The 16,823-nt window shown below is 44.1% G+C and carries 15 protein-coding genes and 1 tRNA gene; 15 read left to right on the top strand and 1 reads right to left on the bottom strand.

What is annotated here, in order from left to right; all coding sequences use genetic code 11:
- Positions 1-3 precede the first annotated feature (3 nt).
- The 10 genes from L3V30_RS05175 to L3V30_RS05130 all read left to right on the top strand — a co-directional run bounded on the left by L3V30_RS05175 (position 4) and on the right by L3V30_RS05130 (position 8,862).
- The gene (locus tag L3V30_RS05175) at positions 4-447 is read left to right on the top strand and encodes an ExbD/TolR family protein (RefSeq protein ID WP_005378298.1); all 444 of its coding nucleotides are present in this window, start codon (positions 4-6) and stop codon (positions 445-447) included.
- 13 nt (positions 448-460) lie between these two features.
- A complete protein-coding gene (tolA, locus tag L3V30_RS05170; protein WP_046874744.1) occupies positions 461-1,528 on the top strand; it encodes a cell envelope integrity protein TolA in 1,068 nt (355 codons plus the stop codon).
- Between the two features lie 12 nt (positions 1,529-1,540).
- Entirely contained in the window at positions 1,541-2,893 is a 1,353-nt protein-coding gene (gene tolB, locus L3V30_RS05165; RefSeq protein WP_005390758.1) for a Tol-Pal system beta propeller repeat protein TolB, read from the top strand.
- 30 nt (positions 2,894-2,923) lie between these two features.
- Positions 2,924-3,448 carry a peptidoglycan-associated lipoprotein Pal gene (gene pal, locus L3V30_RS05160; protein ID WP_005378293.1) on the top strand — a complete coding sequence of 175 codons (525 nt, stop codon included), beginning with the start codon at positions 2,924-2,926 and terminating at the stop codon, positions 3,446-3,448.
- Between the two features lie 15 nt (positions 3,449-3,463).
- Complete coding sequence (ybgF, locus tag L3V30_RS05155) at positions 3,464-4,216, top strand: tol-pal system protein YbgF (RefSeq protein WP_006742904.1); 753 nt, start codon at positions 3,464-3,466, stop codon at positions 4,214-4,216.
- A 253-nt stretch (positions 4,217-4,469) separates the two neighbouring features.
- Positions 4,470-5,531 carry a quinolinate synthase NadA gene (gene nadA, locus L3V30_RS05150; RefSeq protein ID WP_005390762.1) on the top strand — a complete coding sequence of 354 codons (1,062 nt, stop codon included), beginning with the start codon at positions 4,470-4,472 and terminating at the stop codon, positions 5,529-5,531.
- 118 nt (positions 5,532-5,649) lie between these two features.
- A complete protein-coding gene (locus L3V30_RS05145) occupies positions 5,650-6,693 on the top strand; it encodes a potassium channel family protein (RefSeq protein ID WP_237308475.1) in 1,044 nt (347 codons plus the stop codon).
- The gene (locus L3V30_RS05140; protein WP_005390766.1) at positions 6,693-7,109 is read left to right on the top strand and encodes a DUF350 domain-containing protein; all 417 of its coding nucleotides are present in this window, start codon (positions 6,693-6,695) and stop codon (positions 7,107-7,109) included. Before L3V30_RS05145 ends, L3V30_RS05140 begins: the two co-directional genes overlap by 1 nt.
- Positions 7,110-7,117: 8 nt before the next feature.
- On the top strand, positions 7,118-7,687 hold the full coding sequence (locus L3V30_RS05135; RefSeq protein WP_005390768.1) for a DUF1190 domain-containing protein: 570 nt from the start codon (positions 7,118-7,120) through the stop codon (positions 7,685-7,687).
- A gap of 8 nt (positions 7,688-7,695) precedes the next feature.
- The gene (locus L3V30_RS05130; protein WP_237308474.1) at positions 7,696-8,862 is read left to right on the top strand and encodes a glutathionylspermidine synthase family protein; all 1,167 of its coding nucleotides are present in this window, start codon (positions 7,696-7,698) and stop codon (positions 8,860-8,862) included.
- Positions 8,863-8,935: 73 nt separating this feature from the next.
- On the opposite strand, the gene L3V30_RS05125 is transcribed toward L3V30_RS05130, so the two are convergent.
- Positions 8,936-9,547: a YecA family protein gene (locus L3V30_RS05125; RefSeq protein WP_237308473.1), complete on the bottom strand. Its 612-nt coding sequence runs from the start codon at positions 9,545-9,547 to the stop codon at positions 8,936-8,938.
- Positions 9,548-9,600: 53 nt separating this feature from the next.
- Here L3V30_RS05125 and L3V30_RS05120 point away from each other — a divergent pair, with 53 nt between their 5' ends.
- From L3V30_RS05120 to L3V30_RS05100, 5 genes are all read left to right on the top strand, one after another.
- Positions 9,601-12,021 carry an ATP-binding protein gene (locus L3V30_RS05120; RefSeq protein ID WP_237308472.1) on the top strand — a complete coding sequence of 807 codons (2,421 nt, stop codon included), beginning with the start codon at positions 9,601-9,603 and terminating at the stop codon, positions 12,019-12,021.
- A 519-nt stretch (positions 12,022-12,540) separates the two neighbouring features.
- Positions 12,541-12,990, top strand: a complete 450-nt coding sequence (locus tag L3V30_RS05115) for an L-alanine exporter AlaE (RefSeq protein ID WP_237308471.1) — start codon at positions 12,541-12,543, stop codon at positions 12,988-12,990.
- A 143-nt stretch (positions 12,991-13,133) separates the two neighbouring features.
- A tRNA-Ser gene (locus tag L3V30_RS05110) sits at positions 13,134-13,221 on the top strand.
- Positions 13,222-13,581: 360 nt separating this feature from the next.
- Positions 13,582-15,219 carry a methyl-accepting chemotaxis protein gene (locus L3V30_RS05105; RefSeq protein WP_054867757.1) on the top strand — a complete coding sequence of 546 codons (1,638 nt, stop codon included), beginning with the start codon at positions 13,582-13,584 and terminating at the stop codon, positions 15,217-15,219.
- A 463-nt stretch (positions 15,220-15,682) separates the two neighbouring features.
- Positions 15,683-16,822 (top strand): efflux RND transporter periplasmic adaptor subunit, encoded by a 1,140-nt coding sequence (locus L3V30_RS05100; protein ID WP_237308470.1) that lies wholly within the window; start codon positions 15,683-15,685, stop codon positions 16,820-16,822.
- The last annotated feature ends 1 nt before the right edge of the window (position 16,823 follow it).

Below are 16,823 nucleotides of genomic sequence, written 5' to 3'. Positions count from 1 at the left end.
AGCATGGCGGGTTATCAACCTAAAAAGCGAAAAATGACAGCGGAGATCAACGTTGTTCCGTACATTGACGTAATGCTCGTACTGTTGATCATTTTTATGGCGACCGCTCCATTTGTGACTCAAGGCGTCGATGTTGATCTTCCGAAAACATCGACCGCTGAATCTATGCAAGACCTTGCTGGCGAAACTGACAGTAGTTTTATCATAATCGAAATTGATAGCGAGGGTAATTTAGGCCTAAGCGTAAATGATGAAGAAGTTCAGCGAGGTTTGTCGTTGCAAGATGTTATTGTGCGAGTGAAAGCGGAGCGAGAGGTTAAGCCAGATTCACCAGTTGCGGTAGGTGGCGACGCGGCAACACCATATGCCGATGTTGTGCTATTGCTGGATGAACTAAGTCGAGCTGGTATCCCTAAGGTAGGTCTAATGACCGATATCAGGGAATAGACATCAATTATCTATGAAAGATCACAAGAAGAAACCCAACCAATACGCCAAACCGATAGCAATATCGGTTGGTTTGCATGCAATTCTAGTTGCAGCCCTGCTTTGGGGGACGGACTTCAACATGTCTAAACCAGAGCCTACAGGGCAAATGGTTCAAGCTGTTGTCATCGATCCAAAACTTGTGCAGCAACAAGCGAAAGAAATTCGCCAGCAACGCGAAAAGGCAGCAAAAAAAGAACAAGAGCGTCTTGATAAATTGAGACGCGAAGCAGAGCAGCTAGAAAAAAACCGTAAAGCTGAAGAAGAGCAAATTCGCAAGTTGAAAGAACAGCAAGCGAAAGATGCTCAAGCAGCACGAGAAGCAGAAGCTGCACGTAAGAAAAAAGAACAAGAGCGCAAGCAGGAAGAAGAACGCGTTCGCAAAGAAAAAGAGCGAGCTGCTAAGCTAGAAAAAGAGCGTAAGGCAAAAGAAGAAGCTGTGCGTAAAGCTGAGCAGGAGCGTTTAGCGAAAGAAGCCGCTATAGCAAAAGCTGAGCAAGAACGTCTAGCTCGTGAAAAGGCAGCAAAAGAAGCGGAAGAAAAAGCACGTCGTGAGCGTGAAGCCGCTGAAAAAGCTGAAAAAGAGCGCATTGCAAAAGAGAAAGCGGCAAAAGAAGCGGCAGAGCGAGAGCGCAAAGCGAGAGAAGCTGCAGAACGTGCGGAGCGCGAGCGTAAAGCACAAGAAGCCGCGCTAGATGATATTTTTGCGGGTCTTGAGGATGAGGTTAGTAAAAATAGTGCTGCTCGAAATCAATTTATTGACGATGAACTTTCTCGAATGTCATCCATCTATACTCAAAATATTCAGCAAAAGTTGATTAAGGATGACTACTTGCTGGGAAAGGAGTGTAGGGTAAACATCAAATTGATTCCGACAGGAACTGATATGATGGTCTCTGGTGTTACCGTTTTGAGTGGCGATACTCGAGTATGTGCAGCGGCGAAGCGAGCGATAGCTCAGGTAGGGACGTTCCCTAAATCTTCAGAAGCTGCGGTAAACGAAAGACTAAAAGACATCAACATAACTGTTGCTTTGGACTAAAAGGAATAAGACGTGATTAGACGCCTTTTACTAGGAATGTTTGTACTGTTTAGCAGTATGACAAATGTGGCGAATGCCGCATTAGAGTTGGTCATTACCGATGGTATTGATTCAGCACGACCAATTGCTGTTGTTCCGTTTAAGTGGGAGGGTACTCAAGCGCTTCCAACGGATATTTCTGCTGTTATTGCCTCGGATTTGCAACGCAGTGGTAAGTTCAGCCCCGTTCCAACGAGCAAGATGCCACAAACTCCGTTCAGTGAATCAGAAGTCAATTTTGATGCCTGGACTAATTTAGGTGTAGATGCTCTGCTGACTGGCTCAATCAAACAAAATGCTCAAGGTGATTACGTTATCAACTATCAACTTGTTGATATTGTGCGTGGTCAGCTAACGGGTGGAAAAAGTAAAGCGCTTGGTAGCGATGGCGAATTAGTACTGTCAAAAGATCATGTGCTGTTCAATAAGGTCGCGACCGTTCAAGGCCCTCGCATGCGTGAGTACGCTCACCGCATCTCTGATTTGGTGTATGAGCAGTTAACGGGTGACCGTGGTGCCTTCATGACCCGTATTGCATACGTGGTGGTGAATGATAAAGACCGTTTCCCTTACCAACTTCGTGTGGCTGATTACGATGGTTACAACGAGCGCTTGGTTTTACGTTCTAAGCAACCATTAATGTCACCAGCATGGTCGCCAGATGGTAAAAAGCTTGCGTATGTTAGCTTCCAAAATGGTCAAGCAGAAATCTTTATCATGAACATCTACACCGGTGAGCGTGAGAAGATTACGTCATACCCACGTCATAATGGTGCGCCAAGATTTTCGCCTGACGGCAATAAGTTAGCGATTGTTCTCTCTAAGACAGGCTCGCTTCATGTTTACACGTTCGATCTTAACACTCGCAAGCTGACGCAAATTACGCGTGGCAGATCAAATAATACTGAACCGTTCTGGCATCCAGATGGAAAATCGTTGATTTTCACATCGGATAGGGGTGGTAAACCACAGATTTATCAAGTAAATTTGGGCAGCGGTTCTATTGACCGTTTGACTTGGCAAGGCAGCCAAAATTTGGGTGGCCAGATTACTCCTGATGGGCGATTCCTAGTAATGGTGAACCGCAGTAACGCAGGATTTAACTTGGCGAAACAAGATTTGGAAACTGGTGCTCTTCAAGTCTTAACTAAGACCTTGCTTGATGAGTCTCCTAGTATTGCCCCAAACGGTGGCATGGTTGTGTATAGCTCGATTTACAACAAGAAAAACGTACTATCGATGGTGTCAATTGATGGTCGATTCAAAGCTAGATTACCGGCAACAAATGGGCGTGTTAGAGCGCCTGCATGGTCACCGTTTTTGTAGTAATAAGTTTGATTAATAAAGGAAAATAAGATGCAACTGAACAAGGTTCTAAAAGGGCTACTAATCGCGCTTCCTGTAATGGCTGTTACAGCGTGTAGTTCAAGCGACGACGCTGCTTCTAACACTGGTGCAGCAACAAACAACAATGGCGCAGTTGAAACAACAGTAGCTACGCCAATTGATCAAAGCGGTCAGCTAACAGAGCAAGAGCTAAAAGAGCAAGCTCTACGTGAAACTCAAACAATCTACTTTGCTTTTGATAACTCAACAATTGCAGCAGATTACGAAGAGATGCTAGCGGCTCACGCTTCTTACCTAAGCAAGAACCCAGCACTTAACGTAACTATCGAAGGTCACGCTGATGAGCGTGGTACTCCTGAGTACAACATCGCTCTAGGTGAGCGTCGTGCACAAGCAGTAGCGAACTACCTACAAGCACTAGGTGTTCAAGCTGACCAAATCTCAATCGTTAGCTACGGTGAAGAGAAGCCACTTCTTCTAGGTCAATCAGATGAAGTTTACGCTAAGAACCGTCGCGCGGTTCTAGTATACTAATTCGAGGTAATCCTCATGTTCAGTAACACTAAGCGCGCTGTTGCGCTTACGTTACTGGCAAGTGCAGCGAACTTTGCGTTCGCTGCACCAGCTCCAGTATCCGATCTCAACAGCACATCATCCGTCTCTAAGAGCCGTTCATCTGAAACGGAAGTAGAGCGTCTAGAGCGCTTGCTACAAAACCGCAATCGCGTTCAGCTCCAAATGCAACAGCAAATTGACCAAATGTCACAAGAGATCAGTGAATTACGTGGTCAATTAGAGCGAAATAGCTACGAAATGAAGCAAATGTTGCAACGTCAACGAGAGTTGTTTGTCGAGCTAGATCGTGTGCGTGGAGAAATCAAATCCGCGCCTGCGCAAGAAGCGAAACCGGCTAAAACAGGTGGTCAGTACACACCAAATGTTGATGAGCAAACGGCATACCAAAATGCAGTCGACCTCATTCTCAAGAAACGTGACTACACTGGCGCAATTGCAGCGTTCCAGCAGTTCCAGAAAGATTATCCTGACTCCACATACTCAGCGAACTCTCACTATTGGCTAGGCCAATTGTACTTCGCTAAGAAGCAGGACAAAGATGCTGTAAAGAGCTTTGCTGCGGTGGTGTCTTATAAAGACTCCAATAAGCGAGCCGATGCTTTGCTCAAGTTAGGTGAAATCGCTGAGCGTAATAACAATGCAGCTCAAGCGAAAAAGTACTACCAACAAGTGGTTGATGAATACCCAGGTAGTGCATCTGCAAAACTTGCCAGCTCTAAGCTGTAAGACGTTATGTTTTAAAAAGGAAGCTTCGGCTTCCTTTTTCTTTTCCGTTTCTTTATCGGTGGTGATCGAATAAATCGAGAGGAATGGCATCGAGCCTTTTACCCCCATCTTGCAACGGATTCTTTCAATCAGAAATGCTACCTGTAACAAAGATATACGGCTAGATAGCTAGAAATCCCCGCGACAAGTTGGTTTTTGAAAATTAACGAGGTTACAATACTCGGATTAAAGGAAGTTGCGTAGAGCAAGAGCAATGAGCCATATATTAGATAAAATCGACACTGTTTACCCATTCCCACCGAAGCCAGTTCCATTAAGCGAAGAAGAAAAAGCGTCTTACATTGAGCGCATTAAAAAGCTGCTAAAAGAAAAGGATGCGGTACTTATCGCACACTATTATACCGATCCTGAGATTCAAGCCCTAGCGGAAGAAACGGGTGGTTTTGTTGGTGACTCGTTGGAAATGGCGAAGTTTGGTAATCGTCATCCTGCAAGCACACTGATCATTGGCGGTGTTCGCTTTATGGGCGAGTCGGCCAAAATCCTAACACCAGAAAAGCGAATTCTAATGCCAACGTTGGAAGCGGAATGTTCGCTCGATCTTGGCTGTCCAGCGGATAAGTTCAGTGAGTTCTGTGATGCTCACCCTGATCACACGGTTGTGGTTTATGCAAATACGTCTGCCGCAGTTAAAGCTCGTGCCGATTGGGTCGTTACATCAAGCATTGCGCTTGAAATCGTGGAACACTTAGACGCTGAAGACAAGCCAATCATCTGGGGACCAGACCGTCACCTAGGGTCGTACATCGCTAATAAAACTGGCGCAGACATGCTGCTATGGCAAGGTGAGTGTGTGGTTCATGATGAGTTCTCTGCTGATGCGCTACGCAAAATGAAGAGCGTGTATCCAGATGCGGCTATTTTGGTTCACCCTGAATCACCAGCAAGTGTCGTAGAACTTGCCGATGCCGTTGGCTCGACGAGTCAGTTGATCAAAGCAGCGAAAGCGCTTCCTCATAAACAAATGATCGTTGCGACAGACAAAGGCATTTTCTTTAAAATGCAGCAACTTGTGCCAGAGAAAGAACTTATCGAAGCGCCAACCGCAGGTGCTGGCGCAACATGTCGCAGCTGCGCACACTGTCCTTGGATGGCAATGAACGGTTTGAAAGCGATAGAGAAAGCGCTTAGCGAAGGCGGTGAAGAACACGAGATCTTTGTTGATGAAGAATTGCGTGTTAAATCGCTCATTCCGTTAAATCGTATGTTGGACTTTGCTGAGCAGCTAAATATGCAAGTGAAAGGTAATGCTTAAAAAGTAGGCGTAACTGAAAGTAAATCTCAAAAACCAGCCGAATATGGCTGGTTTTTTTGTGTCTTACTATCAATGAGTTACTATTGATGCAATCAATGAATATCGAGGTTATAAATTTATGGCGGTGTGGTTAGTAGTTAAAAAGTGGCTTAGTTCACACCTTTTTAAATTGAGCAACCGAAGTCTTCTCATCTTTAGTGGCTTATATGTGAGCCTTTCATGGGGACTGCTCGTTCTCGCTGGTGAAACCGCATTAACAGACAACTTCTCTAACTTTATCTATTACCTTATGGTTACGGCGAGTACGGTGGGTTATGGCGATCATTCTCCAGTGACAGATTTGGGTAAATGGGTTGTTGTTCTGTTTGTGATCCCAGGCGGTTTGAGCCTATTCGCTGCATTATTGGGACGTGTCGCTGGAGCAGCGATGGATTACTGGAGAGCGGGTATTTTAGGAAAACGGAGAGTAAGAGTGGAAAACCATATTGTATTGTTGGGTTGGAATGGATCGAGAACGATGCACCTTATTCGCATGTTACAACATGAAGAAGAGGGGAAGCGTCCGATTGTTTTGTGCAGCCGTTCAGAAATAGAAAACCCGTTGCCAGGCGAGATCAGTTTTATCAAAGTGACCAGTTACACGGATTCACAAGAGATGAAAAACGCCAATATTGCTGAAGCAGCTTGCGTTATTGTTGATAACCTATCGGACGATATCACGCTGTCAGCCGCGCTGTACTGTGCTTCTGTGAATCCTGCCGCACATTTGGTCGCTTACTTTAAAGATGAGGCGTTAGGCCGTCTTTTAAGTCAACATTGTCCGAAAGCGGAATGCATACCTGCAGTTGGCGCGGAAATGCTGGCAAAAGCGGCGGTAGATCCGGGCTCAAGTGCACTTCACCAAGAGCTATTAGCTTCAACACGAGGTATGACTCAATACTCGGTCATTTATCCTGAAAGGCTGCCAGTAACTACTGTTGAGAGTCTCTTCGTTTTTCTCAAAAGGCGTCATCATGCCACGCTAATTGCTTTTGACATTGGCCATGGTATCCAACTCAACCCAGATTTAGGTGCAGAAGTACCACCGAGTACCAAGCTGTTTTACATTGCAGATGAACGTATTGAAGATTTTGCATGGAAAGAAATGAACAAGGAACAATAATGCACATGATTGCTGACCTGTTAGCAGGTTTTCCCAATTTTTTACTCTATTTTTCTGTTTCTATTATTTTCGTTTTGGCGTTTAAGTTCATCTACGTCAAGCTTACGCCTTACGATGAATGGCACCTGATCAAAGAAAAGCAAAATACAGCGGCTGCGATTGCACTAAGTGGCGCATTTCTTGGTTATTGTATTGCGATTTCGGGGGCTGCAAAAAACTCAGTCAACATTGTCGATTTTATGGTGTGGGGCGTTGTTGCAATGCTGGCGCAGATCATTGCATTTGCGATTGTACGTTTTGTTTTACTTCCAAAAGTGACTGAGCGTATCGAAAAAGATGAGCTGCCTGCCGGTATTGTATTAGCGGCTGTTTCTATATCGGTCGGTGTATTAAATGCCGCTTGTATGACGTACTAGGAGGGACGATGAAGCGGAGTTCTAACGTTAAACGTTCTTCCATGGACAAAAGTTTAAAGCTTGGGAAAATTATTCCCTTTGCTGCTTTTGGCGGTATTTTCTTCTTTGCGACACAAGAATCGAAAACCGAAGGCTACATTTTTTCTGACGCTGATGAATGCAAATCAAACTCGCCAGAGTTCAGTGAGCAGTGTGACATTGCTTATCAAGAAGCTTTGGCTCGCGCCGAACGAAATGCCCCTCGCTACAACAATGAGTTCGAATGTGAAAATGATTTTTACGAAGACGATTGTTACTACAGTTCCAGTTCCCGAGCTTATGTGCCTCACTTTGGGGGCTTCTTTTACAGTCGAGCACTGAGCGGTTTGAAAGGTTACAACAAGAGCTATTACTCTGAACCAATGTATCGCTATAAATCCAAATTCTATAATGGTGCCGGACAATTTTTTGGTTCCTATCGTAATCAGCCGACGAAGGTTGCGACCAGTAACCTAAATAAACGTGGTGGCGGAACTATTGGTAGAGCAATGTCTCGAGGCGGGTTTGGTAAAGCGGTATCGGTCAGCCGAGGCGGTTAATAAGCACTATGTTTCGACGAGAAATACAAGAACGAGAAAACTGGCGTGAGTTAGCACGCCAGTTTGGTTTTGGCTTCCATTCCATGTATGACCAACCGTATTGGGATGAGAGTGCTTACTATCAATTCACGCTTGAGCAAATAGAGAACGATATTGAAGCACCCACTGAAGAGCTGCATCAGATGTGTCTGGCTATTGTGGACGAGGTGGTTCGTAGTGAGCGGTTGCTGACGCAATGTGCGATCCCTGAATTTATGTGGGAGCAGGTCGCTTCTTCGTGGCACCGAAATGAACCCTCGCTCTATTCGCGTCTGGATTTTGCATACAACGGAACTTTGCCAGCTAAGTTACTGGAAAACAATGCGGATACGCCGACCAGCCTGTTTGAAACGGGTTTTTGGCAGTGGGTGTGGTTAGAGGATGTTGTAAATAAAGGTCTAATTCATCAGAGCGCGGATCAATTCAACATTCTTCAAGACTTTTTGATTGAGCGTTTTTCCGAGATAGCCAAATATCAACCCGGGCAAACCCTTCACTTTAGCTGCTGCAAGTACACTGAAGAAGATAAAGGGACTGTCCAGTATTTAGAAGATTGCGCGCGCGAAGCTGGGTTAGCGACGGCGTTTGTTTATGTCGAAGATATTGGTGCGACGGAAGATGGTCAGTTCGTGGATGCAGATGACAGAGCGATTCGTTGGATGTTCAAGCTTTATCCGTGGGAGTTTATGTTTGAAGAGGAATATGCGAAATACTTAGCGACCGCGAAAGTGAATTGGTTAGAACCCATGTGGAAGTCGATTCTATCCAACAAAGCACTTTTACCGTTATTGTGGGAGCGCTTTCCGAATCATCCTAATCTTTTACCTGCCTATTTTGCTAACGATTCAAAAGCGAACACTTTGAAAGATTTTGTAATCAAACCACTATTCTCTCGAGAAGGCGCAAATATTGAGATCGTCAAAGGTGGGAAACGCATACTCAAAACGGCAGGGCCTTATGAATCTAAATTCAATATCGTCCAGCAGTATCATCCGTTACCCAAGTTTGGGCAAAGCCATACGTTAATTGGTAGCTGGCTAGTCAACGATAGAGCAGCTGGGATTTCGATTCGGGAAGACACTAGCTTAGTCACGCAAGATATGGCGCGATATATTCCACATGTGATTTTAACATGATCAAAAAAGCTCTCCATCCAGAGAGCTTTTGTCTATTCAGCGGTTCAATCTTGATGGTCGACAGCGTTGTGTCTTATTGTTCTTCAGCTAATGCAACACCGCGCTGAGTAAGACCACATAGCATCACTGGCATGGCATTGAAGATCTCTTCAAACTGTTCTAAGCCTTCCATGCCTTGTTCTGCCAACGTTTCAATGGTCGTTTCTGGATCGTAAAGCATCGTAAGAGAAAGCAAAACACCGCCGAGCAGAGCATTATCTTCGCTGTCCTCTGGCATTAGTGTTTCCCAGTCATCACGAGCAAGTTGCCAACCTTGTAATACACCTTCACAGAAATCACGGGTCTGGCTTGTTACAATATCTTGTCCATCTAACGCGCATCCTTCAGGCCACTGCCAAAATCCTTCTAGGAGAGCAGGACGAGTTTGGTTCCACATTTGCACAATCTCATCAATGTATTGCTCTAGTTGCTCACCGTCAGTAAATGGCGCTGTTTCTTCACCACCCCATAAGAATGGCAACCACTCTTGAGGCATTAATACGTTTGGCGCTGCAGCCATCGCTGTTACAAAGCCTTGAGTTTTTGCTAGGTTTAGTAGTTTACCGTCAAGTTCTGGGAGAGAAAGGATGTCTTGTAGTTTCAAAATAGAATACCATTTGTTAATGGGCTGGTTGATTGCGCTCATCTTACCAATCAATTTGTGATAAATCGATATTAGGGAATGATTCACAGACATCTATGGAAATTCGCTCATCACTTAGAAAAAAAAGCATTCTCGCCCTGACACTGTACCTGTGCTTCTTTATCGCAACGATTGGTTCTGTTGCTTATTTGGTTGTCGAGCCTCCGGTTAGGCAAAAGCTGGAGCAAAACCTAGAGTTACGCACCCAACTGCTTGCTCTAGAGATTAAAGAGCCTCTCCTTAGCTCTACCGGTGTATTGAGCAGCCTTGCAGGACTCGCCCAGGGGACTGAAAATATTCAATCTCTCAACACAACAATTCCGCATATTCTCCAATTGAGTGATGAGATGCACGTCAGTGGTGGCGTATGGCCTAAACCAGAACTCAAAGCTGAACAATGGCGATATAAAAGCCTATTCTTCAATAAAAACAGTGATGGCGGTATTGACCAAATTCACTCCTACAATAATCCTGAATCTGGCGGTTATGACAATGAACCATGGTATAAGGCAGCAGCCGACGCGCCAGTTGGTTCTGTGAGTTGGTCTACGGTTTATATCGACACTTTTACTCAGGTTCAGATGATTACTGCGTCTTCCCCATATTATCAAAACGGTCAATTCGCTGGCGTTGTAACGGTAGACTTATCACTTGATGCACTTTTTCAGTTTATTCGAGAGCATACTAACCAGCATTCTTTAGGTGTGGTGGTTCGCGATGCTGACTCGAACGTGATTATTGAGCACAACTTCCAACTAACAGACGAAATTTATGTCAGTGAGCTTGATTTCGGAGAGTTCGATTGGCGGATGGAAGTTGTCAACGCGAAAGCTAAAGTAGCCGATCAAGTGTTTGAACAAGTCATGAGTGTTGAGGGGAGGATCATTCCATTCTTACTCTTGTGTGTACTGGTCGGGTATTACTTGCTGAATCGTTACATTGTCGAACCGATTGTCCGTATTGCGGCTAAGATTGATGACTCGAAAACTGGCGGGATCATAGACATTGATTACGATAGCGAAGATGAAATTGGACAGCTCATCGAGAAGTTCAATGAAAAAACCATCTATCTAGAGCAAGAGAGAATAAAAGCCCAGGCTTCGACGAACGCTAAAACGGCATTTTTAGCCACATTATCCCATGAGATTCGCACGCCAATGAACGGTGTATTAGGAACCGCTCAGATATTGTTAAAAACACCACTCACCGATGATCAACGTAAGCACCTGAGAACACTTTATGACTCAGGTGATCATATGATGACGTTACTTAATGAGATTTTAGATTACTCAAAAATTGAGCAAGGGCATGTTGAATTCGAAAATACGCCTTTCCCAATTGAGTCGATCATCGGCAGCATAAAAAGTGTTTATCAAACACTATGTGCAGAAAAAGGCCTTCGTTTTAGAGTCGTGTCTCATTTACCAACAGGGCGCTGGTACAACAATGACAAAGCCCGTCTGCGCCAAGTATTGTTTAACCTACTAAACAACGCTGTCAAGTTCACCGACCGAGGCATCGTAGAGGTAGAGCTGACCGAGAAATCGAGCAAGGCAGGTACCAAGCTTATTCTCGCGGTGAAAGATACGGGTATCGGTATTTCTCAAGAAGCGCAAAAACGCATTTTCCGTCCTTTTGAACAAGCGGAGTCCTCGACGACTAGGCGGTTTGGTGGTACAGGGCTTGGTTTGGCGATAGTAAAAGAAATTGCCGAGCATATGGGAGGGCATGTGATTGTGCAGAGTCAAGAGAATGTCGGGACAACCTTTACCGTCGAGATCGCGCTTACGCCTTGTGAGCCTGGGAAAGTGGAAGCAGTCAATGCACATAAGCTGAATTGCAAAGGTTTGAAAGCGCTCATTGTCGAAGACAACCGAACAAATGCGATCATTATGGAAACTTTCCTAAGAGCCAAAGGCTTTGAGTGCACAAGTGTTGAAAATGGTCAGCTTGCCGTCGATGAGGTGGCCGTTCAGTCATTTGATTTGATATTAATGGACAATCATATGCCTGTTCTTGATGGTGTTGGGGCGATATCAGCCATTCGAGCGATGAGTTCGCCTGTAAAGTCGGTACTGATCTTTGGCTGCACAGCGGATGTATTCAAAGAAACACAAGAGCGCATGATAAATGTAGGAGCCGACCACATAATTGCGAAACCAATTGTGGAGTCTGAATTAAATGATGCGTTATATCTCCATGCAGCACGGTTATACCAATACCAGTCGGACTTTGGTGATAATACAACGGATATCCTTGATGCGGAAAAGTGGCTACTAAACTTCTATGTTGCTCTAGATAATGGTCATCTCAACGAAGCGCTAGAGGCTATTTCAGCGATTATTGCTCAAGTCACCCCTGATGCTAATAAAGACGTTTCTTTAGTTGCCGAGCGAATAAGGCGTAACTTAAAGCGTCAGCAGTCTCCAAACCAAGATGATATCGATACATTAACGCTCTTGCTCGCATCATCATAGCTTAATCCATATAGCGCGATTCAACGCAATCATGAATTGTCTTTACTCTTCATACCTAACCTTAGCTGAATCGTCTATTTTTTTCCTTACTTTCAATGAGCTTAGCTCTGCTGTTGGATCCTGTCATAAGAGAAACGGTGCGGCTCTTAGTTGCGCTCACATCGGGAATACTCTGAATTTTAACAACTCAGTAGCATAAGTTATTAGAATGATCGTTTATTCCCCGAACTTTATCCTAACCCTCCATCCAAACAATCACTTATCCCACTTTTTGTGTAAGTTAAATCCGTATTTTTCTACCATTTTTACGTCATTTTAGGCGTTTTTAGTTGTTGGTGGTGAAAAAAACTACTTTCATTTTAAAAAATGGTTATAAATTTACAACTTGATTTCAAATACAGTGCCATACGCTGCTTTTTATGTGATTTAATTGCCTTATTAACTGGTCATGTATTTGTTTGATGGTTGATAGTTTTATTTTGTTTATTGTTGGTGGTATTTAATTTTAGGGGTTGGTTAATGAAGTCTCGCGGACCATTTTGTATTCGTCACGCCGCAGCGGATACCTTTGCTATGGTTGTTTTTTGCTTTATCACAGGGATGATTGTCGAGGTTTTGATTTCAGGGATGACGTTTGAGCAATCTTTAGCATCACGTACACTATCTATTCCAGTGAATATTGCTATTGCTTGGCCGTATGGCGTTTTTCGTGATTGGGTGCTACGTCAGGGCAACAAGGTATCGCCGTCTTCATTTATGAAAAACGTATCTGATCTGGTCGCTTATGTGCTTTTTCAGTCTCCAGTTTATGCAGGAATTTTATTCGCAGTTGGTGCGTCTACAGACCAAATAGTGACCGCGGTGACAAGTAACGCCATTATTTCTTGCGGTATGGGTGTGTTGTATGGGTACTTCTTGGACATGTGCCGCCGTTGGTTCCGTGTTCCCGGTTATTCTCAAAGTATCTAAATGACCCAGTTTTGCTCAATTTAGTTACTTAGTGAGCAATCGAGTGGAAAAGGGCGCTTTTTTTTATGTTTAGCCTTGACCATCAGGCACATAATCATTAAATTAGCGCCTCGTTAGCCAATGATGCTAACAAAAATTGATTCGGTGAGTTGTCCGAGTGGCTGAAGGAGCACGCCTGGAAAGTGTGTATACGGCAACGTATCGAGAGTTCGAATCTCTCACTCACCGCCACATTTGAGCCCTAGCAGAAATGCTGGGGCTTTTTCGTATTACGCGACAAGTTCAATCCCAGAGCTGTATATCGTATTGGTTCTCAATTACTCATTGAGTCGGCAAGCCCTTCAAAAAAAGCCTCCTTTTTATTCATCTTTTGTTACACATTTTCCGTACAGGTAGTGCGTTTTTATTCGCATGTTGTGATGAGCGTTCCTTATTAAATTTTCCACAAAATCAATTAATTGTTGAAATTAGAACGCTTGTCAAAAAGTCATCAGATATCATGTTTAATAGAGTCTTTTACCTAATGGGATACTCTATTTGTTTGATATAATTTCTGGCAGTTTGTATACCATAATTAAAGAGAGTCTATTCATGTTCCAGAACTTAACGATCAAGCAGAAGATAGTGATTCCGCTGTCACTGATTATTGGATTGTTTATTGTGAGCTCTGTATTAAACGTTATGACAAGTTGGAAACAATCTGAGTTGAGTGAAACACTTAACGAACAGATAGTGCCGAACTTATTAACGATTGAGGATGCTTACCGCGATCTTTACCAAGCTACATCTGCAATCCAAGGTGTTGCTCTTTCTGATACTCAAACCGATATTGACCACCACATCGGTGAATACAAAGACAACGCATACAAAGCGCTGCCACGTATGGAGAAAATGATTGAGCTATCGCAAGCTGGCGTGATGTCTTCTTCACACGGTAATGAAGTGAGAAAGCTTGTCTCCCTAGGTGAAAAATGGTTGGCGAGTTATGAAGCGATGTTGCGTTTACCTCAATCACAATGGCTTGGTTACTACAACGAACACAAACACACCTTTGAAAATCAGTTTATCGAGGTAAGAGCGCAACTTAATGTTGTGAAAGATGCGATAGAAGAAAAACAAAGCCTATTGAAAGATGAAATCTCAGCAGCCGCAACAAGAGCTCAGGTAATTCTTGAAGCGGGCATTGTGATTGTTATTCTGGCCGCTATTGCGATGGCGTTTTTGTTGTTGCAAACCGTCGTGAAGCCTATCAACGATATCAAAAATGCGATGACAGAAATTGCTTCTGGTGAAGGTGATTTAAGCCAGCGAATCGATGTGAAAACACAAGACGAAATTGGCAATTTAGCGAACGCGTTTAATCAGTTTGTGTCTAAAATCCAAGCGACAGTTTCTCAAGTAATTGAAAGTTCGAATACCTTGCGTAATGAGATGGAAAATCTTAGCTCGTTGACCACGACCATCGCGAACTCGACCGTTTCACAGCAAAAAGACAGCGAGGCGGTAGCAGCGGCAGTGCATGAAATGCAAGTCACCAGCAGAAATGTCAGCGATAGCGCTAACGAAGCAGCGGTTGCGAGCCAAACAGCGAATGATGAACTTACCAATACCAATGTTATTTTGGATCAAACCGTTAGCTCAATTCGTAGCCTCGCAAGTGAAATCGAAAGTGCAAGCCACGTCATTAACACATTGGATCATGATGTGAGTAACATTGCTTCTGTATTGGATGTCATTCGTGGTATCGCAGAGCAAACGAACTTATTGGCGCTTAATGCAGCGATTGAAGCGGCTCGTGCAGGAGAACAAGGGCGAGGCTTTGCTGTTGTCGCAGATGAGGTCCGCTCGTTAGCCAGTCGCACACAACAGAGCACGGGTGAAATCCAAACCATGATTGAAAAGCTACAATCTGGTGCGGGACAAGCCGTAGAAGTGATGCGTGGTAGCCAAAATAGCAGTGATGAAACAATTCAATCGGCAGGGAGAGCGAGTCAATCCCTTTCTGAAATCTTAAACGCGATTTCACGTATGAACGAGATGAACACACACATTGCAACGGCTGCAAGCCAGCAAAGTACGGTAAGTGACGAAGTAAATAGCAACGTACAAGGCATTGCAGATAGCAGTACATCTATTGTGGAAATCGTAAACCAAGCGCAAGCATCTTTAGCCATGTTATCAGAGCAAACCCAGCGCTTAGATCATCAGGTTAGTCAGTTCAAAGTATAAGCTTGAGAACTGCAGTCTCACTGACGAAATAACCCGCTTCTTAGCGGGTTATTTTTTAGATAAGGGTCGAACCTGACTTGTGAAGGCTCGACTATATTTACATTCCTCTTTTACTTAACTTTGTATACCAGAGGTGCAAATAATCCTAGACAGCTGTGACAAACTCTGTACAGCGTGATGATGCTTTTATCATCACTTTTGCTGCTTTTTAACCATTGCAATTGCTCACAGGAAAGTGTGATTTCCAACCCAAAATCTTCAAATTTGAGAACTTCATTACACCTTTACCATAAACGTTTTTAGTAAGCGTATAGAACTGTAAATTTTGTTGTATGTACAACACTGGGTAATTATCATCCTAATTAATTTGTTCTGGATATACATCCGTTAGTCATCATTAAGTCATTCTAGAAGTTTTTAGCAAGGAATCTTGAAGGCTTGTAGGTAAAAGAGAGAAAAATTCATGAGACGTAAAACCACGCTATCTCTGCTGATTGCGTCGAGCCTTTTTGTGGTTGGATGTCAACCTAGCGAAGAAGGATCGAGTCAAGGTAGTGGTCCTGCGCCCGCAACCGAAGTTGAAGTGTTAACGGTGGAGCCAACTCGCCAAGCGTTAACTGTTGAGTTGCCAGGTCGTAGCCGTGCATTCAAAGAAGCGGAAGTTCGTCCGCAAGTTACAGGCATTATTTCAGAGCGAAATTTTGTTGAAGGCGGCCTTGTTGAACAAGGACAGTCCCTATATCAAATTGATGATTCATCATTTCAAGCGGATTTGCTGAGCGCTGAAGCGGAATTAATCCGAGCTCAAGCAGCGGCAGAATCGACCCATGCCACAGTGAAGCGTTACAGAACCTTGATCACCAAAAAGTCCATCAGCCAACAAGATTTGGATGAAGCAGAAGCAGCATACAAGGAAGCGCAAGCACAGGTCCTAGTCGCAAAAGCTAAGATCAATACGGCAAAAATCAATTTAGATTACACGCAAGTGAAAGCTCCGATTAGCGGTGTGATCGGTAAATCGAGTGTGACGGCGGGTGCGTTGGTTACGGCTAACCAAGCAGCCAAATTAGCGACCATTCAGCAGCTTGATCCTATCAACGTTGATATTGTGCAATCATCCGCGCAACTGCTGCGTTTAAAAGCGGCTCTTTCCCAAGGTCATATGCAAGAGGATGATTCTGCGCAAGTTACATTGGTGCTTGAAGATGGCAGCACGTACGAACATAAAGGCACGATGAAATTTACCGAGGTCAATGTGAACGAAAGCACGGGTAGCGTGACGCTTCGTGCTGAATTCCCAAACCCTGACGGTTTGTTGCTACCAGGAATGTTTGTTCGTGCGACGGTTATTACTGGTGTTGACCCTGACGCGATTCTGATACCACAAAATACCGTTTCTCGCGATGCGACAGGCAAAGCGACAGTGATGATGGTGAATGGTGAGAACAAAGTGGAAGCGAGACCAGTGAAGACAGCCGAAGCGATCAATAATCAATGGCGTATTATTGATGGTTTAAACGCGGGCGATAAAGTCATTACTGCTGGGTTACAAAAGGTAGGTCCAGGCAGCCCTGTAACTATCCAAAACGGTGAACAGGAGTAAT

Origin of the sequence: Vibrio sp. A1-1 (assembly GCF_021728175.1) — a bacterium.
Lineage (GTDB): Bacteria > Pseudomonadota > Gammaproteobacteria > Enterobacterales > Vibrionaceae > Vibrio > Vibrio diabolicus.
This window is presented reverse-complemented; position numbering and strand designations above follow the sequence as displayed.

Excerpts from the sequence above, each read along its gene's own strand:
- L3V30_RS05175 (WP_005378298.1), top strand. The coding sequence starts at position 4 with ATGGCGGGTTATCAACCTAAAAAGCGAAAAATGACAGCGGAGATCAAC.
- tolA (WP_046874744.1), top strand. The coding sequence starts at position 461 with ATGAAAGATCACAAGAAGAAACCCAACCAATACGCCAAACCGATAGCA.
- pal (WP_005378293.1), top strand. The coding sequence starts at position 2,924 with ATGCAACTGAACAAGGTTCTAAAAGGGCTACTAATCGCGCTTCCTGTA.
- ybgF (WP_006742904.1), top strand. The coding sequence starts at position 3,464 with ATGTTCAGTAACACTAAGCGCGCTGTTGCGCTTACGTTACTGGCAAGT.
- nadA (WP_005390762.1), top strand. The coding sequence starts at position 4,470 with ATGAGCCATATATTAGATAAAATCGACACTGTTTACCCATTCCCACCG.
- L3V30_RS05145 (WP_237308475.1), top strand. The coding sequence starts at position 5,650 with ATGGCGGTGTGGTTAGTAGTTAAAAAGTGGCTTAGTTCACACCTTTTT.
- L3V30_RS05140 (WP_005390766.1), top strand. The coding sequence starts at position 6,693 with ATGCACATGATTGCTGACCTGTTAGCAGGTTTTCCCAATTTTTTACTC.
- L3V30_RS05135 (WP_005390768.1), top strand. The coding sequence starts at position 7,118 with ATGAAGCGGAGTTCTAACGTTAAACGTTCTTCCATGGACAAAAGTTTA.
- L3V30_RS05130 (WP_237308474.1), top strand. The coding sequence starts at position 7,696 with ATGTTTCGACGAGAAATACAAGAACGAGAAAACTGGCGTGAGTTAGCA.
- L3V30_RS05125 (WP_237308473.1), bottom strand. The coding sequence starts at position 9,547 with ATGAGCGCAATCAACCAGCCCATTAACAAATGGTATTCTATTTTGAAA.
- L3V30_RS05120 (WP_237308472.1), top strand. The coding sequence starts at position 9,601 with ATGGAAATTCGCTCATCACTTAGAAAAAAAAGCATTCTCGCCCTGACA.
- L3V30_RS05115 (WP_237308471.1), top strand. The coding sequence starts at position 12,541 with ATGAAGTCTCGCGGACCATTTTGTATTCGTCACGCCGCAGCGGATACC.
- L3V30_RS05105 (WP_054867757.1), top strand. The coding sequence starts at position 13,582 with ATGTTCCAGAACTTAACGATCAAGCAGAAGATAGTGATTCCGCTGTCA.
- L3V30_RS05100 (WP_237308470.1), top strand. The coding sequence starts at position 15,683 with ATGAGACGTAAAACCACGCTATCTCTGCTGATTGCGTCGAGCCTTTTT.